This is a genomic window from Novipirellula caenicola (genome assembly GCF_039545035.1).
Taxonomy (GTDB): Bacteria; Planctomycetota; Planctomycetia; order Pirellulales; family Pirellulaceae; genus Novipirellula; species Novipirellula caenicola.
Window position 1 is genome coordinate 223879 of record NZ_BAABRO010000013.1, and the last position, 24258, is coordinate 248136.

General features: G+C 55.2%; 19 protein-coding genes. 12 read left to right on the forward strand and 7 right to left on the reverse strand.

What is annotated here, in order from left to right; genetic code table 11:
* The 4 genes from ABEA92_RS22585 (at window position 1) to ABEA92_RS22600 (ending at window position 5644) form a co-directional block, all read left to right on the forward strand.
* A complete protein-coding gene (locus tag ABEA92_RS22585) occupies window positions 1–1191 on the forward strand; it encodes a glycosyltransferase family 2 protein (RefSeq protein WP_345686450.1) in 1191 nt (396 codons plus the stop codon).
* 255 nt (window positions 1192–1446) lie between these two features.
* Window positions 1447–3333, forward strand: coding sequence for a TolC family protein (locus tag ABEA92_RS22590; protein ID WP_345686452.1), 1887 nt, complete (start codon window positions 1447–1449; stop codon window positions 3331–3333).
* A 204-nt stretch (window positions 3334–3537) separates the two neighbouring features.
* Complete coding sequence (locus ABEA92_RS22595) at window positions 3538–4677, forward strand: glycosyltransferase (protein ID WP_345686454.1); 1140 nt, start codon at window positions 3538–3540, stop codon at window positions 4675–4677.
* Window positions 4678–4681: 4 nt separating this feature from the next.
* Entirely contained in the window at window positions 4682–5644 is a 963-nt protein-coding gene (locus ABEA92_RS22600) for a glycosyltransferase (protein WP_345686456.1), read from the forward strand.
* On the opposite strand, the gene ABEA92_RS22605 is transcribed toward ABEA92_RS22600, so the two are convergent.
* The gene (locus ABEA92_RS22605; RefSeq protein WP_345686458.1) at window positions 5592–6455 is read right to left on the reverse strand and encodes a sulfotransferase domain-containing protein; all 864 of its coding nucleotides are present in this window, start codon (window positions 6453–6455) and stop codon (window positions 5592–5594) included. The genes ABEA92_RS22600 and ABEA92_RS22605 overlap by 53 nt on opposite strands.
* Before the next feature lie 516 nt (window positions 6456–6971).
* Here ABEA92_RS22605 and ABEA92_RS22610 point away from each other — a divergent pair.
* The 7 genes from ABEA92_RS22610 to ABEA92_RS22640 all read left to right on the forward strand — a co-directional run bounded on the left by ABEA92_RS22610 (window position 6972) and on the right by ABEA92_RS22640 (window position 13854).
* The gene (locus ABEA92_RS22610; RefSeq protein WP_345686460.1) at window positions 6972–8204 is read left to right on the forward strand and encodes a glycosyltransferase; all 1233 of its coding nucleotides are present in this window, start codon (window positions 6972–6974) and stop codon (window positions 8202–8204) included.
* Window positions 8205–8329: 125 nt separating this feature from the next.
* Window positions 8330–9646: a hypothetical protein gene (locus ABEA92_RS22615; protein WP_345686462.1), complete on the forward strand. Its 1317-nt coding sequence runs from the start codon at window positions 8330–8332 to the stop codon at window positions 9644–9646.
* Window positions 9647–9652: 6 nt separating this feature from the next.
* Window positions 9653–10708: a glycosyltransferase family 8 protein gene (locus ABEA92_RS22620; protein ID WP_345686464.1), complete on the forward strand. Its 1056-nt coding sequence runs from the start codon at window positions 9653–9655 to the stop codon at window positions 10706–10708.
* Entirely contained in the window at window positions 10709–11293 is a 585-nt protein-coding gene (locus ABEA92_RS22625; RefSeq protein WP_345686466.1) for a hypothetical protein, read from the forward strand.
* 9 nt (window positions 11294–11302) lie between these two features.
* Window positions 11303–11671, forward strand: coding sequence for a hypothetical protein (locus ABEA92_RS22630; protein ID WP_345686468.1), 369 nt, complete (start codon window positions 11303–11305; stop codon window positions 11669–11671).
* Window positions 11672–11846: 175 nt separating this feature from the next.
* Window positions 11847–13154: a glycosyltransferase gene (locus ABEA92_RS22635; RefSeq protein ID WP_345686470.1), complete on the forward strand. Its 1308-nt coding sequence runs from the start codon at window positions 11847–11849 to the stop codon at window positions 13152–13154.
* A gap of 1 nt (window position 13155) precedes the next feature.
* A complete protein-coding gene (locus tag ABEA92_RS22640; RefSeq protein WP_345686472.1) occupies window positions 13156–13854 on the forward strand; it encodes a sulfotransferase in 699 nt (232 codons plus the stop codon).
* Between the two features lie 89 nt (window positions 13855–13943).
* Here the strand turns inward: ABEA92_RS22640 and ABEA92_RS22645 are convergent, their stop codons facing one another.
* The 4 genes from ABEA92_RS22645 to ABEA92_RS22660 form a co-directional block, all read right to left on the reverse strand.
* The gene (locus tag ABEA92_RS22645) at window positions 13944–14963 is read right to left on the reverse strand and encodes a glycosyltransferase (RefSeq protein WP_345686474.1); all 1020 of its coding nucleotides are present in this window, start codon (window positions 14961–14963) and stop codon (window positions 13944–13946) included.
* A gap of 84 nt (window positions 14964–15047) precedes the next feature.
* Window positions 15048–17105 (reverse strand): ABC transporter permease, encoded by a 2058-nt coding sequence (locus ABEA92_RS22650; RefSeq protein WP_345686476.1) that lies wholly within the window; start codon window positions 17103–17105, stop codon window positions 15048–15050.
* Between the two features lie 120 nt (window positions 17106–17225).
* Window positions 17226–18434 carry an efflux RND transporter periplasmic adaptor subunit gene (locus tag ABEA92_RS22655; protein ID WP_425572481.1) on the reverse strand — a complete coding sequence of 403 codons (1209 nt, stop codon included), beginning with the start codon at window positions 18432–18434 and terminating at the stop codon, window positions 17226–17228.
* A gap of 50 nt (window positions 18435–18484) precedes the next feature.
* The gene (locus ABEA92_RS22660) at window positions 18485–20107 is read right to left on the reverse strand and encodes a cyclic peptide export ABC transporter (RefSeq protein ID WP_345686480.1); all 1623 of its coding nucleotides are present in this window, start codon (window positions 20105–20107) and stop codon (window positions 18485–18487) included.
* A 333-nt stretch (window positions 20108–20440) separates the two neighbouring features.
* On the opposite strand from ABEA92_RS22660, the gene ABEA92_RS22665 reads away from it, so the two are divergent.
* Complete coding sequence (locus ABEA92_RS22665; protein ID WP_345686482.1) at window positions 20441–21226, forward strand: rhamnogalacturonan acetylesterase; 786 nt, start codon at window positions 20441–20443, stop codon at window positions 21224–21226.
* 144 nt (window positions 21227–21370) lie between these two features.
* Here the strand turns inward: ABEA92_RS22665 and ABEA92_RS22670 are convergent, their stop codons facing one another.
* Both ABEA92_RS22670 and ABEA92_RS22675 read right to left on the reverse strand, forming a co-directional pair.
* A complete protein-coding gene (locus tag ABEA92_RS22670; RefSeq protein WP_345686484.1) occupies window positions 21371–22801 on the reverse strand; it encodes a glycoside hydrolase family 15 protein in 1431 nt (476 codons plus the stop codon).
* A gap of 21 nt (window positions 22802–22822) precedes the next feature.
* Window positions 22823–23659, reverse strand: coding sequence for a hypothetical protein (locus ABEA92_RS22675; protein WP_345686486.1), 837 nt, complete (start codon window positions 23657–23659; stop codon window positions 22823–22825).
* Window positions 23660–24258: the final 599 nt, after the last annotated feature.

The window sequence follows — 24258 nt, forward strand, 5'->3', positions numbered from 1 at the left end:
GTGGCGATCCAGACAGGTTTTACGTTGGCGTTTGCCGCGATCATGTTCCGCAAACGGACGCCGGCGAATCCTGCGTACACTCCCAAAGCCGCGATCCTGCTGTGTCTTCGCGGGGCCGACCCGTTTCTCGAGCAATGTATCGCCCGGCTTTTGGACCAAGATTATCCGGATTATGAATTGCACGTCGTCGTCGATAGTCTTACCGATCCAGCGCAGACGATTTTGCAAGCCTTCGAGTCCAACTCGCGATTACATATCCATGTTTTGAACGATCCGGCCGAGAGTTGCAGTTTAAAGTGCAGCAGCATTGTCCAGGCGATACGAGAGCTTGATCCGTCGTTCGAGGTGATTGCATTGTGCGATGCCGATTCCACTCCGCATCGCACTTGGTTAGCCGAACTTGTCGCTCCGCTGGCACGCGAGAACGTTGGGGCGACGACCGGCAATCGATGGTACGACCCACCGACCGCTGCGGGCGGATCGATCGTCCGTTATCTGTGGAACGTGCCGACGGCGATCAACATGATTCTGCTGCGGATCGCTTGGGGAGGCAGTTTGGCGATCCGGCGATGTGTGATCGACGAAACAGGACTGCTGGAAAAATGGTCCACAGCACTTTGCGAGGACACGATGCTCTTTAGCGTGCTGCGTCGGCACGGTTATCGGCAAGTGTTTGTGCCAAGCGTGCTGATGGTAAACCGCGAATCATGCACGTTCGGCGATCTGATGCAGTGGATCCCGCGTCAATTGCTGACCGCCAAACTTTACCATCCTTCGTGGCCAGCAACGGTGGGCTACGGGATCATCTCGGTGATTGTCCCCTTTCTTGCGGTGGCATTGGTCGCGATTGGTGTGGTCCAATCCGACGTGGGTGCCATCCGCGCCGCGGTGATCGTCTTCGTTGGTTTTGAACTTTCGAATCTTTTGCTCGTTGGATTGTGCCAGTGGGCTGCGAGTCGCCAAATCGCGAGCAGCCGAGTGATGCCAGCATCGCTCGGGCTAACCTCGTGGACAATGCTGCCCGTTTGGATCGTGCTCGCTCAACTCATCTCGCCGCTGACCTTTTTCAAGTGTTTCGTCACCAAGACGATCTCATGGCGAGGAATCGAGTATCGAATCCGAGGCCGTCAAATTCAGCGTGGAACCTACTCGCCATACCGCGAATCCGCCATGGAAACCCAGTCGCTGTAAGCGAGATGTAAATGGCAGTGGTGGGTCGAGAGGCACCGGGGGATGCGTGGACCCGGCCGCTCACGCGTCACGGCTCACAGAATGAACGACCTGCTTCAGCTCGTTAAAATTTTCCGGTTAGGCGACTCGGTCCGGTGGCGACGATGATCGTGATATGTGGCCACTACCATTCCGATGAAAGTTAAAGCTTGACTACCACGCACGACCTTCTTTCCGTCCACTTCACCGCCGATGCATGCCCAGCCGCCGCTCCAATTGACTCGTTGCGCAGCGGCATTGACGCTGATCACGCTGGCGATCGCATGGGTATCGGGTTGTCGCTCGCCCCCGGTTCGTCCCTTCGCGAATGCTGGACTTGATAAAAAGACTGTCGCCAACGCAGATTCGCCAACAAAAGCGGCAAGGGAATCGCTACTGCAGACGGTTTCGTTTGCAGAGCCAATTCTGCCATCTCAGACCGATTTCTTTGCGGGATCGGTGGCCGAGCGAATCCCACCGAGTGCGGATGAGTTCGACCAGTTGACGCCATGGCACTTGACGCTGGACGAAGCGGTGATGTTGGCGCTGGACAACAGCCAGGTGATTCGGGATCGCGGCGGTCGCGTTTTGACGTTTCCCGATGCCGTGCGGACCACACTGGATCCGGCGGTCTTACGAAGCGACCCGAACCTCGGAATCGATGCAAGCTTGTCGGCCTTCGACACTCAATTCGAGACTGGCCTGGTTTACAACGGCGGCGGCAGCTCGGTTAATTCCGCATTTTCGAGTGGCCAATTTGGCGTTTTCGCCCAACCCGAAACGCTGGCAAAGATGGGAGTCGGCCGCATCTTGCGGTCGGGCACGAAGGTGTCGGTGGGTGGCGTCGGCGGCTATGACGAGGACCTCGCCGGCGGATTCTATGCTGCCTACGGAGCCGAAGCACGTCACCCGTTGATGCGTGGTGCGGGAACACAATTCAACCAAATCGCGGGCCCGATGGCGAAGCCCGGCATGTACCGTGGGGTGCTGATCTCGCAGCTCGAACACAATCAAGCGCGGTTGGAAGTCGAACAATCGGTATCCGAATTGGTTCGCGATGTCGCGATCGTTTACTGGGAGTTGTTCTTTGCCTATCAAAACCTCGAGGCCAAGCGAACGGCCTTGGACAACGCCCGGCAAGCGTGGGAACGGGAACAGCAACGAGTCGCTCAAAACGTCAGCCCGGCGGACGTCGAGGCGCTCGCTCGCCAGCAGTACTATTCTGCCGAAGCCGGTGTCCGCAACGCGATCTGCGGCACTACTCCAGGCCAAACGGGCGTGTACAACGTCGAGCTAAAGTTGCGAACCCTGCTGGCGCTTCCCACGACCGACGATCGACTGATCCATCCCGTCGGTCCGCCGCTCGAGGCGTCACTTCGTTTCGATTGGCAAGAGAGTGACGCACTCGCCCAAGTCAACCGAATCGAACTTCGCAAGCAGCAATACGAGATCAATAAACGCGTCTTGGAACTCAAGGCCGCTCGAAACTTGCAACGCCCTCAGGTCGACTTGATCGGAAAGTATCGCCGTTTGGCTGATGATCCCTCGACCGATACTGCACTGTTCAGTGAAGCGCTGCAGGGATGGCAAGTGGGAATCGAATACAGTCGTCCAGTCTTGAACCGACGCGAGAATGCCGCGGTACACAGTGCACACATGCAACTGTCTCGGGCACGAGCAATTGCAGAGGAACAACGCCGGCACATCACATCGGAACTGCGTGCAGCCTTCATCGAGCTCGACCGGGCCTATGGTGCAATGAATTCGATGGCACAAAGTCGCGATGCGTCCTTGATTCGGTTGAATGCCCAATCAGAGCGTCATGCCGCAGGCGATGTGCATGTGGAAGAGGTGCTGGAAGCTCAAGTCCGTGCAACACAAGCGGAAACGCAATTCCAACGCAGTTTGGTCGACTACAACTTGGCGTTCATCAAAGTGCACCACGCACGCGGCACGCTGCTGAGTGTGATGGGGGTTGGATTCGGGGAACCGACCATCAACGAATGCCGGTTTGCGTTAAATTCACCCTCGGTGTTTGCCCGTCCCGAGGACTTCAAAAACGATGACTCCGAGCTACGAACCGCCACCACCCCTTTGCTTGAATCATCGATCACGCCACGATAGTGCAAGTGTCGCTGATCGCTCCGCGATCTTGGCGTGTGATCGCGGGGGACGTGCGATTCTATTACCGAGGTAGCGGAACTCGTCAAGAGTTTCGACCATCCTGGAAAACGAAAGTCTTGACGACTTCCGCTACGACCAAACCCGTCATTTAATTGAATCGCACGTCCCGAGCGATCAACGACTTTGTTTTTTGGATTGTGCACGGTGAAAATCGGATTCTATTCGACAATGACGGGAATGCCGTGGGGCGGCAGCGAAGTGCTGTGGTCTCGTGTGGCCCACCGACTGCTCGATAATGACATCCAAGTCACGGTGAACTACCGCTGGTGGGAGGACACACCCCGCGAACTGGATCGTTTACGTTCCGCAGGGGCAACCGTTTGGCTACGCCGAGATCCGACATGGCGATCGTGGCCGTATCGGCTGAAGTCGCCGCTGAACCTTGAAAAAGAAACCGACCATCTACGACGTTGGCTCGCTCGCGAACAGCCGGATTTTGTGCTCGTCATTCTCGGCTACCATCTCAATGCGGTCACTCCCGCGGCGGAATTAATCCGCCGCCAAATCCCCTACGCGATCAACGTCCAAGCCGCCAGCACCGAGTCGTTGGACGACATCTATCTGGACGAATTCCAGGCCGCGTACACGAATGCCGAAAAGGTGTTTTTTGTTTCGCAAGAAAACCTTGATCGTGCCGAAACGACTCTGGCCATCGAGCTGGATCAAGCCGAAATCATCGATAATCCGTTCAATGTCGACTGGCATGCGGCCCCAACTTGGCCCGCTGCCGATGACGGATTCCGGCTAGCCTGCGTTGGCCGAATTCATTTCACGTCGAAAGGCCAAGACTTGCTGATCGACGTGCTGAAGCAAGACAAGTGGCGTGACCGAAATCTATCGATTCGGCTGTTCGGCGATTCGCAAGGCAATCGCACACAGATGGAGCGGTTGATTGAGCGTTACGGTCTGCAAACTCAGATTCAATTGGCAGGCTACTCGGAAAACATCGAAGACGTTTGGGCGAATCATCATGGATTGATCCTTCCTTCGCGTTTCGAAGGGGCCGCGTTGGCCATCGTCGAAACGATGCTCTGTAATCGGGTCTGCATTACCACCGATGTCGGACGCAATCGCGAGCTGATTGATGATGGGGAAACAGGGTTTATCGCACCCGCAGCAACTGCCGATCTGCTCGACACTGCCCTGGAAACCGCATGGCAGAGACGCGACGACTGGCAAGCCATGGGGGAACTCGCAGGTACGCGGATTCGCCAGCGTTACAGCGAGGATCCAATCGCTGATTTCTACGACAAGATTGCCGATCTAGCCTCGATGCACAGGTAAATCCTTGTCCCAATACGATTCCCCCAAGTCATCGCGGCAAGTCAAGATCAGCGTTGCGATTTGCACTTGGAACCGTTCGCGTTTGCTGCGCCGCACCTTGGAACGACTACGTGAAATCAACGTGGACGATCGCTTTGAATGGGAACTGATCCTCGTCGACAACAACTCGTCCGACGATACTCAGCAGGTCATCAACGCATTCTCGGAAACGCTACCGATCGTGTCGCTCATCGAGACGGTCCAGGGTCACTCGGCAAGCCGAAATCGTGCGATCGAAGCTGCAAGTGGCGACTACATCGTCTGGACTGACAATGATGTGCTGGTCGCTGACGACTGGCTGACTTCGTATTGTGACGCGTTTATCGCTGAACCCGACGTGGCATTCTTTGGCGGCGCCATCGAACCGTGGTTCGAACCGCCTGGTTGTCCCGATTGGATCGAAGCGACTTGGGACAAATGCAAATCGGTCTATGCCGCACGCGATTTGGGCGAACAACCGATCGAGCTAAACGAAAACCGGCTGCCATATGGTGCTAACTTTGCAATACGAGCCGACGTCCAGCGGCAATATCGCTTCGATCCCACGCTCGGCCGTGTCCGCTCGGGAATGATCGGAGAAGACGAGACGCAGGTCTTGAAACGGATCGCTCGCGGCGGGGGCAATGGCCGCTGGGTTCCTAACGCCAAGGTCCAACACATCATCCCCGCTGACCGAGCCACCGAGCGGTACGTGCAATCCTATTTTGTGGGGCAGGGACAAGCCAATGTGATGTTTGGCAAACCAAGTCGGCATCGGATGGCCGCATTTGTTGACGCCGCCTTTCATTCGCTGCTGTATCGGTCAAAGCGACACAGGACGCAGCCTGATGAATGGGTGTCTCATTTGATTCGGTCGAGCATTTCGTGGGGTGAATTCAAGATGCATTCGCTGAAACCAACCGCAACGCCTCGCTCGCCTCGTCGTTAAACCACGCGAGTTGCTCGGCGGTGAAATACTCTTGCCAAGTTCCAGCACGTCCGCGGCGATAAAAATCGTTCGGACGGTTGGTATCGGGTGAGCCAAACCCCGGTTCTGTCAATGCATTCAGCGGACTCGCCTTTGCCACAGACAGACCGAGAAACTGGTAAATCTCGTTTCGATATTTCAGCGTATCCGTCTGCAGATCCTCATAGCGAATCCAGTAATACGGCAGATCGATCTCTGCTCGATCAGCCGACTGCATCATCTGGAAATCGTCGACGATTGCTGCGTTCCACTGCGACGCGAACTCACGCACAACGGTCTCACACGCCAACAACTCTTGTTTGCGTTGTTCAAAATAGTTCGGATCAGTCTTGAACCGCTGCAAGTTTTCTTGCATTCGCGGCCCTGCATTGAAGTTGTAGTTCAGCGTATGGTACGCCCAACTGACCACGGCATCGCGACCGTCCCGCGTGATGTAGAGTTGCCGGACGCCTGGGACAAACGTCGAGCGAAGCGTACAGGGTGTCCGGTCGCCGCACCATCGCTTGTTGCCACAAACATCGCGGATCAACTGCTTTACCATTCGGTAGAAAGCAACTTCGAGGAATCCAGACTGCTTCTCGCGGCTCAAAATTCCCCAGGGAGCAGACTGAATGGCACGCACACTTTCGAACAGAGGACGCAAATGAAATTCACCCGTGCATCCGATCTGGGGATGCAGATTCATCAGATTGCAAAGCCAATTGGTCCCCGATTTGGCGTAGCCCCGAATGAAGAAAACATCCGATTGCCGCGAGCGAAAAAGTTTTCTCATAGAATGTGATTCACCTACCGTCGATCGCCACCGATCGATACCTTGACCGATGCGTAAGCGGGTGGGCAAGAATCATTGATTAAGCACATTTGTTGTTTGCCCCAATGCCGTGAAGCATTTCGTAGCGGAACTCGTCAACGGCTTGTTGTTTTAGTCGTACGATGGACTTCTTAGTCCGTCGAATGCGCCATTGACGGACTAGAAAGTCCATCATACACCCCTTGCCGCAGGAAACTTCATTAAATCAACAAGCCGTCAAGAGTTTCGGCGGGGGGCATACGCCATGGAACGAAAGTCTTGACGACTTCCGCTACGTTGAAGATGCACCTACCCTTTGAGGCGATTGCCCCGGTTGACCGTGGGAACCGTGGCAAACGCCAACACGACGAACCTATCGAAAGACTCTAACCTACCTGCGTAGCAGCGTATCGTCTTCCATTTTTTACAGCAACCATGCGGCCCTGATGCGACGGCCCGTTGGCTTCGCTGGCCTCAGGCAATCCCCATTATTCTCGGATGAAAACAATCCTCTTTGTTACCGACCAACCGTTTTGGCGGCGTGAGAACGGGGCGCATCAGCGAAGCTGGTCGCTGGTGCAATGTCTGCGACGAAACGGCTTTCAAGTGACGGCTTTCTATTTGGTCGAAATGACTCATTCCGACGAAGCGATCTGCCGCCAACTTGAGCTGCCAGTCGTAAAGTTCCATCCCCAGGGAACACGACTTCGAGATCGATTCTCACGCTCGCTACGGCGTGCCTTTGCAACGTTTTCCCAACCAGATCCGTCGGTCGAGACCCAGGATCCATCGGCACGAAACCCTGCAACGCTGGAAACCTATCGTTGGCCATTGGCCCCCACCCAATTCAAGTCGCTGGTGAAATCGTTGCGGCCCGATTTTGTCTTATGCAACTATGTGATCTGGGCCAATCTGCTCGATGACTTTCCCGTCGGCCGGCGACGTTTTCAAGCCCTGGTCGATACACATGACCTGCTTCATGTTCGCCAACAACAATTTGCCACTTACGACGAGGACCACTGGATCGCGATCTCGAAGGAAGAGGAATCGGCGGCGATGGCCAAGTTTGACTTGATCATCGCAGCTCAAACCGAGGAAGCCGAAACCATTCGCTCGATGGCCCCCCACAGCGACGTTGTTATCGTCGGACATCAAACCGAGCTATCCGCCGACGCACCGCAGGTCGACTCGCACCAACATGGCGAATCCATGCCGCCTCGAATCGGGTTCATTGGATCCGACAACGCTGCCAATGTGGATGGAATCGCTTGGTTCTTGCAACATTGTTGGCCGGAGATCCACCGCCGCACCGCCGCCGAATTGGTGATTGCAGGATCGGTGAACCAGGGTCTGCGTCGCCAACGGTTTGCCGATCGCCCCGGGGTGCGGCTTCGTGGCTTTCTGCCCAATCTTGAAGATTTCTATGCCGATATCGATTTTGCGATCAATCCGGTTCGCTTTGGCAGCGGGATCAAAATCAAGTCGATCGAATCGCTCAGTTTTGGCAAGCCGCTGGTGACCCATTCGCACAACACGCACGGTTTGTCCGCTGCCGCTATCGATAGCATGATCGTCGTTGACGATGCAAACGGCTTTGCCGAGGCGGTGATTCGCTTGATCCACGATCACGATTTACGAGGCAAGCTGACGAAGCGAGTTCGCCAAGTCCGAGAGAGCCAACTCAGCGAGGATTCGGTCTATGCGGACCTGCTAGCCTGGCTGCGGCGATGATCGAGTCAATCGCGTCCTACTTGATTGGTTTTGCTTGATAGGCGATAGTTGCAGGATCAAAACGACTTGATTGGCAGTGAATCTCGATCAAGACGCGACGCTAAACCTCACGGGCGGGCCCTGCGGTGGCAACGGGAACAATCTTTTATGTGGGAACCGAATCGGAAGTAGCGCATCACGCGCGGCCGCTGCAGCAACGAATGCCGATTCGCATCACACCGCCGGATGTGGTGACAAACGAGGCCCGGCCCGGTGACTTGGCCATTTTCTTTTCGGAACACTTTGACCGGTTCCGTAGTGCCATTCATGATCTGAAACGCCGAAACGTGGCCACGTTGTATGCGATCGACGGCATCTTAGAGTGGCGAAACGCTTGGCAGAACCGTGAAACCGAACCAGCTTGCCCGTGGACAATGCGGCCCGTTCTGTGTCACAAGGTGGCATGTATCGGAGCCTCGCAAGCACGAACGCTGTCCACATGGGGCAACACCGAAAAAGTGGAAGTCGTCGGCATTCCGCGGCTGGATCATCTTCGCCTCGAAGCCACGCCAGCGGATACGGCCCCGCGGGAATCTCGACCAGACCAACAGCTGCGGCTGTTGGTCATGACGGCCAAATGGCCAGGCTTCACGGAAGCACAACGTCACCAGATCGCTCAATCACTAATCGATGTCAAAGCTTGGGCCGACACCACCGCTGCGGTGGGCAACCGGCCGATCGAATTGATTTGGCGATTGACGGGAGGAATGGACCGTATCATAGGAGTCGAGAATTCGCTTCGGGATACCACGGGCGAAGATCTGATCACTGCGCTACAACGTTCCGATGCGGTGATCACCACGCCGTCGACCGCTCAGCTTGAATCGATGTTGGTCGGCAAACCCACCGCAATCTTGGATTACACCAACAGCCCGCTGTATGTCGACGCGGCTTGGCGAATCACGTGCCAAGGACAACTCGACCACACAATCACGCAATTGTGCGATCCGCCCGCCGAGCGAATGCATTATCAGCACACGGTGCTGGCCGACTCGTTGCAACATGATGCCGATGCCACCGATCGGATGATGATGTTGATTGACAAAATGAGCGAACACGCAAACGCCATGGCAACGCACCAGCAACCGCTGCAGTTCCCAGCGGCGTTGTTGCCACCGCTGGCGAACCCAACGCCGCTGCTGTGCGCCGAATCGATATTCCCCGAGCGTGCCGCTGCCACGCAGAACGACGCTGGCATGTTGTCGATCGAATTGGCGGATGCACAACGCGAAATCAAATTACTCCGTGCGACCATCCAACAATTGCAATTGGAACTCGGGCAAGCCCACGAAATTTTTGACACCATTCGCAATCATCCGATTGCGGGGCCAGTGGTTCGCACGCGAGAAAAAATCCTGAAATGGGTTTCCAAGTCCAAAGCCAATGGCACCAATGCAACTTAGCAAACGATGAACCAGTCCTCTGCATCGCTTACCGAGAATCGATTGCCCGAATCACCAAAGGTGAAACGGATCGATGTGGTATGCGCCGCGGACGATGCCTACGTGATGCCGCTGGCGGTGACCTTAAAAAGTGCCTGTCGTCATCTCGCCGCTGGAGTCCAAATTCGTCTGTTCTTGCTGACTGGCGAAATCGTTGACGACAACTGGTCGCTGCTCGAGCAAACGCTCGCTGGCGAACCGATCGAAATCCATCCCATCAAACCCGATCTGGATACCATTTCTGATCTTTCGATTTCGCATCACATTTCGCACACCGCCTACTATCGGTTACTCACTGCGGAATTGGTGCCAAGCGATGTCACCAAAGCGATCTATTTGGATTGCGACCTGTTCATCAAAGAGGACATAACGAGGCTTTGGGATTTGCCGATCGCTCAGCACTATTGCCTTGCCACCGCCGACGCCGCGTGTCCCTTTGTCGATGCCAAAAAAGGCTGTGCAAATTACCGACTTGCCAATCCCTACATGGCGACGCGGCGGCCGATTCCAAACTATCGCCAATTAGGTTTGGATGGTGCCGCGGAGTATTTCAACAGTGGAGTGATGGTATTGAGCGTCGAGCGTTGGCGAGCAGAAAATGTGGCCGAGCAGTTACTGAAAATCTTGCGTGACAATCGCAATCACGTGTGGTGCTGGGACCAATATGCGCTGAACGTACTGTGTCACGGCCAGTGGGGACGTTTTGAGCCTCGCTGGAATCAAGGCGCCCATGTGTTCGAATACCCATCACCGGACCATGCCCCAATCGATCGCCGACAGTGGTTGGAAATGAAAACCAACCCCGCGATTGTGCACTTCACGACCGAGTTCAAACCTTGGCAAGCGGGATCGAATCATCCTCGCAGTGAAGTGTTTTTCGAAGGACTCGCCGCTACCGCATGGCAGGATTGGCGTCCTCCTAAACCCGATCCAAGTTTTCAACATTGGTTCAATCGGCGAATGGTCAACATGATCAAACGAACCACCATCACGTCTCGAAAAATTACATCGGTGTGGGCCTAAATGATCAATCCAGTGCTTGCCGAACCGCGAACAAACAAGACCACCGTCGCTGCGCCGCTGCTGACGTTGTTCACGGTACTGAAACCGTTCGAAGGTGAAGCGGACACGCACCAACGCAACGCAATTGCAAGCTGGCAGGCGTTGCAACCGCAAGTTGAGATTATTCTGTTTTCGGATTCGGACATTCCAGCCGACATTCACCTGAAATTCCAATGTCATCACACCCGCAAAACGAACGAGCATGGCACTCCGCTGTTGGATGATGTTTTTCGCATCGCCGCGTCCGAGGGGCGAGGGGCCGCCAGAGCATTCGTCAACGCCGACATCATTCTGGACCATCGATTTGTTCAAGCCACCAAGCGGTTGATCCAATCCGAGTGGAAGTCTTGGCTTGCGATCGGGCAGCGAACAGAGTACGAAATGCCCGCCGATGTCGATCACGCCAACGACGATTGGATTGCCGAGTGTTTTAAAAAAATTGAGTCCGATGGGACCGGTGCTTCGATCGTCTGCAAAGACTATTTCGTGTTCCCCGCCGATCTGTACCAAGACATTCCCGCATTTGCGATCGGGCGAGGCAATTGAGACAACTGGATGGTCTGGCAGAGCAAAACGTCACAAATCCCCGTGGTGGATATCAGCAAAGCCGCGCCGGTGATCCACCAAAAACATGGCTACTCGCACGTCACCGGCGGCCGCATGTCGGTCTATGTCAGCGGCCCCGAAGCCCGCGAAAACCAACGACTCGCAGGTGGGCGAAACCTGATCTCCGGCAGCACGCCCGATTGGCGAATGGATGAAGCGGCAATCCACAAGGTCCGGTTTGGGGTGTTGCAGTTTGGTAAGGACCTGTTCCGTTTCGCGCGACTGCTAGGCAACATGGCCGGATTGTCGTTGATCGCTCTGCGATCAAACGCGTCGGATTGCAAAGCGATCCACGACAATCACTCACCGGGCGGCTAGCCTCCCCCCAAAAAAAATACCTTCATCGGCACGAAATGAGTTTTTCATGTAGCGGTGCGGCGCAAGCCGCCCGGTTGAATTTGAACGTCTTACTCGCTGCAACCGGACGGCTTGCGCCGTACCGCTACCCAGCCGATGACATTGAACAAACTCCGTTGACCATTCTTTGGCACGCATGATCTCCTTTACCCAATTCGCGATACTGCTCGGATCGACGCTTGTCGTCTGGTCGCTGGTGCACTTTGCCGTGGCTTGGTTCTTCGAAGCCCAAATCGTTCGCAAACGGTTGGCGACATCTGATGATACACCGGATTGCAGCTTCGCTCCCAAAGCTTCGGTGCTGATGTCGCTGCGGGGGTGTGACCCAAGGCTAATGTTGAATCTGCGAGGTTTGCTCGGCCAAGCCTACCATGACTTTGAGATCATCGTGGTGATCGACAGCCGCCAAGATCCAGCTTGGCAAGTGGCACAGGAGGTCAAATCGACCGACGACACTGCCGACCGCTTGAAAATCTTTGAGTTGCAGGAGCCCTCGTCGACTTGCAGTCTAAAATGCAGTTCCTTAGTGCAGGCGGCACAGCAAATCCGCAGCGATGGTGAAGTGGTGGTGCTGGTCGACGCCGACGTCGTTCCTTACCCGAATTGGCTGCGTGATGCAGTGCGACCACTCGTGATTCCCCAAATCGGCGTCGTGACAGGAAACCAGTGGTACGCTCCTGAAAGCACGGATACGGGGGGCATCGACACCGGTTCGCTGCTACGCAGCATCTGGAATTCGGGGGCGATTGCAGCGACGGCGATCAATGCCAACCCATGGGCGGGTACGTGTGCGATGCGGCTTGCGGATTTGAAGCGATCCGGGCTGATCGAAAAATGGACGACCTCGGTCGTCGATGATGGACCGATCAAACCGGCATTTGATCGACTCGGACTACAAGTCTACTTTGCCCCCCAATTGATCATGGTAAACCGAGATCAATGCACGCAGGCCTTCGCCGGGCGATATGTGACGCGGATGTTAACATGGTCTCGGATCTATGAGAAAACGTTCCTCAACACGGTGGTGCACGCGGTGGCGTTGGTGACGTTATTGGCAAGTTCGATGACCGTCTTCGCAATCGCCTTGTTGAGCGGAAACGCCATTGCAGCATCGTCGATGGGATTGTCGATGCTGATTTCCAATCTTGTCATGTTCGCCGGCTTCCGATCCACCGAGCGTGCGGTCCGTCACGCGATTCGCTGCCGCAGCGATGAGCCCCCAATGGCACCGATGGGATTGGCAACGTCGTTGCGAGTCTTTTGGTTGATTCCGATCTGCCAAGTGGCTCACGTCTACTGGACGATCAAAGCAATTTTCGCACGCCAAGCAGAGTGGCGAAATATCACCTACCGATTGCATCCACAACAGCGAGTCGAAATGGTGGCCTACCAACCTTTTGTCGCCGACGCGACCATCTGCATGGCACCCCAGCGGTCGATTTAATATGATGCACCACCCCATCCTCGTTTGTGGTTGTCCTGGATCGGGCACCAGTCTATTGGCAAAGATGCTCCGACACAGCGGTGTGTTTCTAGGCGCGGACGCGGGTCCGATAAATGATCGCAAGTTTCATGAATCGGTAAGTTTCCGAGACGCGAACAATCGAATCTTGTCCTCCACGATTGACTTTCCCCATTCGCCAAAGGGAGTCATACAATTTCGCAAACACAACGAACGAATGTCCGCCAATCTCGACACAATCCTGCGGTCGATCGATGCCGCAGCGATCCAGCAACGGTTCTGGGGTGCCGAAGACCGCGACCAGCCTTGGGGTTGGAAGGACCCTCGTAATTCGGCAACCGCTTTGGTTTGGAAATCGCATTTCCCGGATTTACGAATCCTGATGCTCGAGCGTCAATGGCGTAAGAGTGTCGCGACCGAGCGAGCGAATAGTCTTGCCGGCGAGTGGTTCCGCAAACAATCATGTGCCGACATCCGCCACCTGTACCAAAACCCGGTTGGCATTGATCGAGCGGACATCATCTACGTCGACTTTGATCGTTTAATCGCAAGCGGCGACGAGTTGAATGCAACACTCACGGCCCTCGGTTTGGATCATCACCGCGTCGAGAATTTCCAAGGTTTCTCAGCCAAAGTCGGTCTGGAATCTCCATCGCAGTGGGTCAGAGCGAATCGAGCTTAGATCCATCCCCCCGGAATGCGGATGCAAAGCGAGGGAGGGAGTGGATCTTGCTAAAGGTCCTCATGACGCGGGATCTTTAGCAAGATCCACTACCTAGAAGTTCGTTGTTTTGGTTTTGGTCCGGGCAAAGATGTGTAGATCGGCGACTGAATCAGCCGCTGGATGAACGTCTCGGTGGACCACAAATGTTCTTTTCGCTGCTGCAGGTATGCGGCGGTTTCTCGGATCAGTTCATTGTTTCGCAACTTGTCCGCAGCTTCCCGCAAATCATCGAAGTAAAAGGGGTAGTCGTCCCCGAGATACTCTCGAACGGCGGGCAGCGGATTCGTCAGCACTGGGGTACCACGGGCAATGCATTCGACAATCGAATTGTTCGCATTGGCCTGCCACAAACCGACCAACATGATGTTTTTGCAAAGCAGTTCGTCGAACGCTTCGTTGGATAATCGCGGAGGACACTTCACACGCACCAGCCGCCGTTTTCGCATGCCTTCACAACCGACCGCACGCTGATGATCAAAGCCACCACCGGTTAGCCAGATGCGGCGAAAACCTCGAACGGGCAACTCATAGATTGGATAAAACCGTCTCAGCCAACACCCCAACTGGACAATCGCTTTTCGCCGGTTGGCTTCGTACGCTTGAAACGAAAACTGCGGTACCGCCAACTCCGTCGGCAATCGAAGCACTTCGATGGGGACGGTCAAGCGTTCGCGAAGCTGAGTGGCCACGTGTTCCGAGAGCGTGAAAATCCCTCGGCAATACGGCAGACTCAAACTCAAATTAGGATGGTAATTCAACAGGAATTCAAGGTCCGAGCGTCCGCCATGCACCGCAGCCATGTGCGGCGGTGCTTCAAACGTTTGGTGAGCGACTCCGATCCATGGCTTGCGAAACGGACCGATCTGAAACATCGCATCTTCGAGTTCGCCAAGAAAGAGACATTCCCCCTCGGGATGAAGCAGTTGCTCGGCCACCGCGGCCTGAACGTGGCCCCATCCACTGCGGTGATGAGCCCACCGCACGGTGATGGGCGAAGTCAAACGTCGATCGGCGACACTCGCGGGTGGTGCTTGCGATACGTTGCTATCGCTGCGGGGTTGTGTCATGGAAACCGATGAAGCGTTTGGGGGGGCAGCATGATTTGCCGAGGACAGCACCGATTCGTTTCGTTGCGATTGATTCGTCACGACCTATTCATAACGAAGTGCGTCGATTGGATCGAGCATCGAAGCTTTGCGAGCGGGATAATAACCGAACACGATCCCCACGCTGGCAGCGACTCCCACGGCGACGATCGGAGCCCAAAACGACATCTCATTCGGCCACCCCATCATCCAACCAATGATCGTGGAACTGGCGTGACCAAGCGCGATCCCAAACAGCCCGCCGATCAAACACAACACCGTCGCTTCGATCAAAAATTGCCTCAAGATCGCATTGCGATTCGCTCCGACCGCCATACGCAGACCAATCTCTCGCGTTCGTTCGGTGACCGAGACGAGCATGATGTTCATGATCCCGACGCCTCCGACCAATAGCGAAACACCTGCGATGATCAATCCAAGTGCCGACAACCCCGAGACGACTTGCTTGGTCACCCTCGAGACCTCGGTGATGTCTTGAATTTGAAAGACGTCGGGATCGACGTCATGGCGGCGAGAGAGGACTTGGCGGATCTGCTCGCGTGCCTCGGGAACATGCTCGGGCGTCAAGGCCTGGACATAGATTTGGCTTAGATGTTCGTTGCGAGTCGATCGTTTGACCGATGCAAATTGCATCTTTGGCATTTGATCTTCAAACGTGGCCATGCGACTGATGGAATTGGACCGACTGTTGATGCGGTATTTGAAAGTGGTCCAGGGCGCTAGCATGATGTCGTCTTGATCGTTACCGATCACATCGCCGCCTTTGGCCTGCAGCACGCCAACCACGCGAAGCGAGACACCGTTCGCACGAATCTCTTTACCAATCGGATACTCATCATCAAACAGATCGCTTGCGACCGTTTGACCGATCACACACACTTTTTCGGCGTCAAAAACAGCGTCGTCGCTGAAGAGTTGCCCCATATCCATCTCGGACCAATTTCGGCCGCGAAGATAATCGGGCGAGCTGCCCAGTACAAACGTGGGCCGGCAACGACGGTTGCCGTACACCAACTGAGCTTGCCCATGAACAATCGGCGCCGTCAACCGAACGGCGGGACATTGTTCTTGCAACAGCGCGACATCGTCGGGGGTCAGCGGCACATAGCGACGACGGCGGCCTGAACTAGGCGTGTAAGTGGACGAAACGTTTAACATGTTCGCCCCCATACTAGCGACGGTATCTTTGATCGCCCGCGACGAACCGCTGCTCAGTTCCATCACGTTGACAACCGACGCGACTCCGATGATCACGCCTAACATCGTCAACACGGTACGCAGCGCATTGGTGCGCAGCGACGAAAGCGACACGCCTATTGCATTGATCGTGGATGCGAGCACTTGTCCGGCGGCATGATTGTCCAGCGAAACCGCTTCGGAGGTGGACGTCGGCTTCGTATCGATTCGCGGATATGCCGACGCGTTGGCTTGATCGCTGGCAATGATGCCGTCCTTCATGTGGACCACGCGATCGGCACTTTTCGCCACCTCGGCATCATGTGTGACGACCACCAACGTGATCCGGTGCTCGAGATTCAGCTTGCGAAACAGCTCGAGGATTTCTTGCTCGGTTTTCGAATCCAGATTGCCAGTCGGTTCATCCGCCAGCAACAGTTGAGGACGATTGATCAATGCTCGAGCAATGGCAACCCGTTGACGTTCACCACCCGATAATTGGTTGGGCGCATGGTCCATCCGTCCGGCCAAACCAACGATGCTGAGCAATTTCTTGGCGTATTCGACTCGTTCGGCCTGGGTACGATCATCGGTCGCGTAAAGCGTCGGAAGCAGCACATTGTCCAGCGCCGAGGTGCGTGGCAATAGGTTGAAGTTTTGAAAAACGAAGCCGACGTGACGGTTGCGAAAGACCGCCAACTCGCTACCGGACAGACTGGATACATCGAGATCGGCGAACTTGTAGATGCCCGCCGTGGTGCGATCCAAGCTGCCGAGTAGATTCATCAGCGTGGTCTTGCCCGACCCTGACGTGCCCATTAGCGCAACGTACTCACCCGCTTCTATATCAAGCGTGATGCCTTTGAGCACCGGCAACGGAACGTCACCGACTTGGTACGTCTTGCAAATATCGCCTAGCTCGATCAAGCGTGCGGCTCCGGGTAGGGTTGTTACGAGTCGTGGATCTTGCCAAAGACCCTTCGAGAGGAATCGAGGAATGAGGAGTCTTTGCCACGGGATCTCTAGCGAGATCCACGACGAGGAACGTTAACGCAGTGTTTTTGCGGTTGGAATGATTCGGGCTAGCGTGGTGCGTTTCACTTCACCGACCACGACCGGCAACGCTTCTTCGAATCCTTCGCCGACGACCTCGGTTTGCACTCCGTCATCGATACCAACTCGAACAGGCAGAGGACGCACTTTTCCGTTTTCGCTTGGCACCCACACATAGGCAGACTCGCCCTCGGTTGGACCATTTGGATCCTCGCTCGACACGATTGAATCTGTGGCGACGGCTTGTTCCATTTGTTCCGCACCGGGCCACCACTGCAGCGCCCCGGTGGGTACCAACCAGGCTTGATTTCGCCGGATGATTTCAAATTCAACATCCGCGGTCATGTGCGGCATCAGTTCGACATCGGGAGGATCAATCGCGACGATCACGTCGTAGGTGACAAAGTTGCCATGCATGCGAGCGTTGAGCAGAATCTCTTCGACACGTCCTGTCATCTCATGATCGCGATAGGCGTCGACGGAAAAGGTCGCTGGTTGTCCCAACCGAACTTTGCCGATGTCACTTTCACTGACCGACGCACGGATCCTCATTTGGTCGAGGTCTTTGGCCAGTAGAAACAGGCCTGGATGACCAATATTGACGTACTGACCAAGATTGGCTCGTCGATCGATCACCACGCCATCAATCGGCGAGCGCACGATCGTTTTCGACAAGCTGATTTGGGCATGGTTCACTTCGGCGGCAACTTGATCAAGCTTGGCTTGGCCCACCGCCAACTGCGCCGCTGCCATTTCATTGGCCGTCACGATCTCGTCATAGTCGCTTTGTGCATTCGTGTCTCGAAGTCGATCCGCGCGTTCGAGCGTTCGGCGAGCCTGCTCGAGTTGAGCCTGCAAGCGAGCGATGTCCGCTTGGGCGAGACGATAGGCCGCTTTGGCTTTCTGTAATGCGATTTCGTATTGTTGTGGATCGAGTTCAAACAGCACGGTGCCTTTTTTGACCCGCGATCCCACGCCGATCGATTTCTCGGGGTTGCCGGCGTCGGTTCCAAACTGCACGATTTTCCCGGCGACATCGGGTCCCACTTGCACCACTTCTTCCGGTTCGATCGTCCCCGTCGTGCCCACCGTAATCACGAGGTCGCGTCGCTGGACATTCACCGTTCGCAATTCAGGCAGCTGGTCGCTTACGCTTATCCACCGCCAAGCGACCAACCCAACCAGCACACATCCGGTCACCAAGAATCCGACGACGAGGCGAAGTAAGAACGATTTTTTTCTTGCGGGTTGACTCACGCTGCGATCCTTTGGGTTCGTTCTCGGTCGACTTGTCCATCGACCAGCTTCACGACGCGATCGGCCGCAAAGAAGTAGCGATCATCGTGGGTAATCGCCACCACGGCTCGGCCATTTCGGGTCAATTCAGGAACAATCTCGCGGTAAAAGATCTCTTTGAACGTGGGATCCTGTTCGGCCGCCCACTCATCAAACACGAACACGGGTCGCTGATCCAAACATGCGACCAACATCGCCAGCCGTTTGTGTTGGCCACGAGAAAGCTTGTTCGTTTGCAACATGCCGGTTTCAAAATCCACCTTGTCTTCGATCCCCAACAGCCGCGTCCAATGTCGCAGCAGCATTGGATTCGGATCGATCCCCATCAATCGATCAAACAAGTGGCCTTCGACAAAGACAGAGGAAAAGAGTTGGCGGTAGTCGCCCATTGCGGATTCATCAATGACTTGATTGTCCACCAGGATATCGCCGGAATGGGGTGGATACAGTCCGGTCAAAATTTTGGCGAGCGTCGTTTTACCACTGCCGTTGCCACCGACAATGAACAGGACTTCCCCAGGCAAAACCTGCAGGTCAATCGGCCCTAGATGAAACCCTTCTTCATCATCGTTGGGTGAATGATAGGTATAGGAAACCGACTGCAGCGAGATCGACCGAAACCCCGTCTCGGTCGATGCAACCGGGGGCGCAAGTGCGGGGTCAATCATCAACCCCAGCGCGTTGATCTTCTGTAATGAAATCGCTGCACGGTTCAGCGCCGGTAACCAACCGAGAATGCTGTCCAATGGACTGGTCAAATATAAAATCGTCAGCGTATAGCCCATTAGCGTTTCTGGCGTCACGGTCCACAGACGAGGCCATACGAAAAGTAGCAAACCGATCCCAATGAATAGCGAAAGCCGGCCCCAAGTGTGTGCTCCGCCAAGGATATCAGTCCCCTTGATCAACCGTTCTCGCATCGATGTATCTGCTGGCAACAACACGTCGTAGATAAATTCGACACAGCGGCGGTTGTTGGCTTTTAATTCTTTGATGCCAAAGACCATCGCTTGCAGCTGCTTGCTGACTTCGTCGCGATCTTCGCGGGCTTGCCGCAGATGATAATTCGCCCAATGCAGTCCCGTTAGATAGCTTGCAATCGCCAGCGATCCCATCAACACGGTGCAGATGGCAAGCGGAAACGAAAGACTCGCCAAATAGCCGATTCCGCTGATCAGCACCATCGCACTAGCACAAACCGAGGGAAAGTTTGAAAGCGCCCCGGTGATCGCTCCCACATCGCCTTGCAACATGCCGAGCAAACGATGAGGCCCCACTTGTTCCAGATCAGGCAAGGGTGCCGCCATGATCCGGTTGCACAATTCGAACTGCAATCGCGCGGCGGTGGACTGAGACAATCGCGTCAGAATGCACTTCGAGAGGACTTGCAGCACCAAGACCGAAACACAAGCGGCAATGAACAGCGTGGGCAGAACCGCGGACGGAGTGTTTTGAGTACTAAACGACCGATGAATCAGCGTGATCAGCCCCAACGTGGCCAATCCGCTAGCGCCCCCCAGGACGATCGACGCCAAACTCGCTTTCCACGAAGATCGCAACATCAGGAAAAAGAGATTCATGGCGACTGATCCCTCGTGCGAGCAATGACGTTCATAGGTCTCGATAAAGGGTTCGGTTTTATGGGGCAGTAACGAAAACAGCGACGACAATCCGAAGGGGTGATGTAGCAAAGCCAACCGCAAATCCCAATAGCAATTGGCAAATGTGAGGCTAGGGGACATGGGAGGGCATGCAAAACCTTGTAAACTTGCAAAGCTCTAGGAATCAGCATCTGCCAATCCGTTCAGCCCAGCCAGCCAAGAATCTTGCTGGCGTCTGCTTTCGATTGGCCGCAAAACAAACACGATAGAATCGCCGAGTCGACTACGAGTAACACAGGACCAGGAAACCTCATGATGATGCATCGAAACACCCACTCGCTAACTCGCTGGATTGCTATGCTCGCCTTGCTGGCCAGCGTTGCCCATTTGCCGTCCGCCGCGACGGCGGCGGATGCATTTACGATTTTCATGATCGGCGACTCGACGATGGCCGACAAACCGCTGATCCCCGAAAATCCCGAGCGAGGCTGGGGACAATTGCTGCCGCTCTATTTCAATCCCAATGTCACGATCGATAACCACGCCACGAATGGACGCAGTTCAAAGAGTTTTCGTAGCGAAGGACGCTGGGATGGGGTGCTGCAGCGGATTCAGCCGGGCGACTATGTGATCATTCAGTTCGGACACAACGACGAAAAATCCGATCAAGCTCGCCACACCGATCCGTTCGGCAGCTACACCGAAAATCTACGGCGTTATGCGAAAGAAGCGAGTGAACTCGGCGCGATTCCCATTCTGGCGACGCCCGTCGTGCGACGAGTTTTCGACGACAAAGGGGTACTGCAACCTACCCACGGCGAGTATCCCGAAGCGGTTCGCAAGCTCGCCAACGAGATCGACGTGCCGCTGTTGGACATGACGCTTCGATCGCGTGAACTACTCAAACGGCTTGGCAAAGCGAGATCGGAGCAACTGTTCATCTGGACGGTTCCAGGCGAATACAGTCGCTTTCCCGAGGGCAACTCGGACAACACTCATTTCAATGCACTCGGCGCGACCCGGATGTGCGACTTGGCCGTCGCCGAAATCCAAGCCAAGGTCCCCGAGTTGGCGGCACATTTGAAGGGCAGCCGCTAACAGCATATTTGCTTCCCTGTAGTGGACAAGGCAACGAGTCCCGTCGTGGTTTGAGTCGCGGAGACTCGTTGCCTCGTCCACTACGATGATGCGGGACTCGTTGCCTCGTCCACTACGGTGATGCGGGACTCGTTGCCTCGTCCACTACGGTGATGGCAATTGTTTTGCGGTGATCTCGGCGAAGTGGAGTGCGAGACGCAGATTGGCTTGACTCCACAGCAGTGGCGTCGAGTCGTTTGCTACCCAGTCGCCCGTGTCCAAGTCCTCGATGTAGTACGCTTCGGGACATTTGTACGCGCCGAAGGGACTATCGAGCGAAGTCAGCTGCTGTAGCGAGCGATTCAGATAACGCAGCTGCAGCGCTAAGTCCTCTGGATCGCCGGACGCTTGGAATCGCTGGGCGTAAATGCATGAAATGATCGGATCGAAGATGCACCACTGTGCCTCGGTTCCTCGCCGCACCTGTAGATGGCTGCGTTTATCATCGGCGGACACGGCATCGGTGCGATCTTTTTCGTCAAACTGTTGCTTGTATCCCGGCGACCAAAAACTGTCCTGCTTGTAGCGAGCGATGCCAATCGCTCCTTGCAACTGCGAGGTCACCCGCGACAGGATCTGATCGGCCATGTCACCCTCGACGATCTCCAGCGGATAGATCAGAAACAGCAGCGCCGAGTCCACATCCCGCTGTTTGCCATTGCCTTGAATACACTCATTGGGCAGGATTTCGTGAAGTGCTGCGGTGCCTGGTCGAATAAGTTTCTCTAAGAAGCGGTGATCAATGCCGTGGTTGCGCAGCGTTTCTTGCACTCCAGGAATCTCACAGATTTCCTGGACTGCTTGTAGCGCAGCAACCACCACCCCGATGCTGGAAGCCTCGATCTTGGGCCATTCTTCCCAGTGGCCGCTGTCTTCATCCTGCCAGTACTCGATACGCGAGAAAAAGTGGATCAGCAGGGCAAGTATTTCAAGTTGTCCCGACGTGGGTCTTAGCTTTCCGCTAGCGACAAGCTTGGCAAACAACCAAACGTAGTACCCGAGGGCATCGTTCTGCTTGTGGTTCCAGCCCGCACCCGATGGAGTGTCTGAATCAAGTTCCGAGAGGGTTTTCCCATCAAAGCGAACATGCGGACGGTCGATTTCAAGTTGGTTGTCAGACGAAGGCTGCAAGCGATGGCGGTACTTTGCAAAGAAGCGGCACAGCGCCTCGACCGTTCTGGCGGCGGCTGCGTCGTTGCCAATCACCAACATCTGATGCGCGATGTGAATATTGTCACGCACCCATACCAGCTGGTAGTTGGTGTATTCACGCTCGCTGCCCGCGACGCTTGCCGCCGGGTAGAGTCCGGTCTCCAAGACTGGCATCTGGAACGTGCCATATTGGTCAAGCCGCTGCCGGATCCCTTGCAGCTGACTGGCCATATTCGTAGCGTCCACCGATAAAATCGGATCTTGACGATTGCCGGACATCATGTCGTTGCCTTTGTTGCGTTGCTCGAGTTCTTCAAAGCCTCCGAGGCTGAGATTAACCGAGGCGATGACACTGAAATCAGGTTTTAGCGGACGGCGATCCATGTTGCCATCGGCATCAAACCACTAATTGGCAAAGGGATTGGCTTGGACACCGCTTGATACGGGGTTGGAAGCTTTTGGAGGCGTGGGACGTTGACTCGAACAACCGCTTCTACATTGTTTCGAAGCAGGCTGTGGGTAGGGGCTCGATTTTTTGTCGGTGAAAAATTGGTCGAACAAACCGTGTGATGAATCGCTCGCGGGCACAACACTTGGTAACTGTTGCGGCGGGTTCAATCCCATGTCGTCATCGCCCCCACTGGATTCATAGCCGTAGCCGATCCCCTGGCCACTGACTTGCTGGACCTCGAAACCATCCCAGTCGCTATCGATTCCGCTGGAGTCTTCTGAAAAGGCCTCCCCAGCGACATCGGATCGCGAGTTCGCAAATTCGTTTTTGAATTGTGCGAAATCGATATCAGCAAAGTCATTTGTTGAACGGATGATCGTCACCCCCAGCAACAGAATCATGATCAATGCGATCATACCAATCCCACTGAAAATCCCATTGAGAAAATAGGCCGCGATTCCTCGCCCAATACTGCAATGCGTGATCGCAGAGATGACCAGCACGTAGGTGCCAATCGATGCGACGCCAGCGATCAATCCGGCGACGGGCTCGCCTGGCATCGCGAACATGATTGCAGCCGAGACAAACGAACCGGCCAGCGTCGCGGCGATCACGATCCCGATGGACTTCCAAAAACCAACACTGCCTGCGCCCGAGACCGAGAGGGCAAACTTCATCGAATAGCCCACCACCAGAAACAGCCCCACCACCATCACGATCACGAGTAGTGAGATGGGAAGCATCGCCGAAGCAAACGCTTCCTGAGCCGATTGCAGGTTAGAGTCGTTCATGGTGTGTTTTATTTTCGAATGCAGAAAAATCGTTATGGCGTTTCCGTGGTCGCGTACGGGTAGCCGTGGGGTTGCCAGACACTTCCCCGTTGAAACATAGGTCATGATCGGCGTGGTGTCCGAAAAAACGATCCTGGGAAGATCCCAGATCGATCGATTTGTGCATGCCCATGCGTCCGGATGACAATCTGCGCACAACCGGATTTTTCCTGGAAAAAACCGACAAATTGTGCCGAAAACCGGTATAAAACATGGAAAGCCTTACCGTAGAAACAAAGGCCGCGAGTGGCCCACAACGCATCATTGACGCTTGCTTCGACAACGATTGCCATTTCGCAAACGTTGCGATGATCGCGGTGCAGGTTAAAATACAAATCGCTGCATGACGCGGCGGTCGCCCCCCATTTCCCTCCAACGACCACCTTCCCGCTTCCGGAATTGCCGATCTCGATTTTCTCTAGCTGCATCTTCGCTGCTTCTTTGCATTGCAAATCTGTCTTGTCGCAGGCTGCATCGATTTGCGAAGCAACGTTGGGACGGATTTCACGATCCTCGATTGACGCCCCCCGGAAAACCATCGTTCCTTTATCACGTGGAAA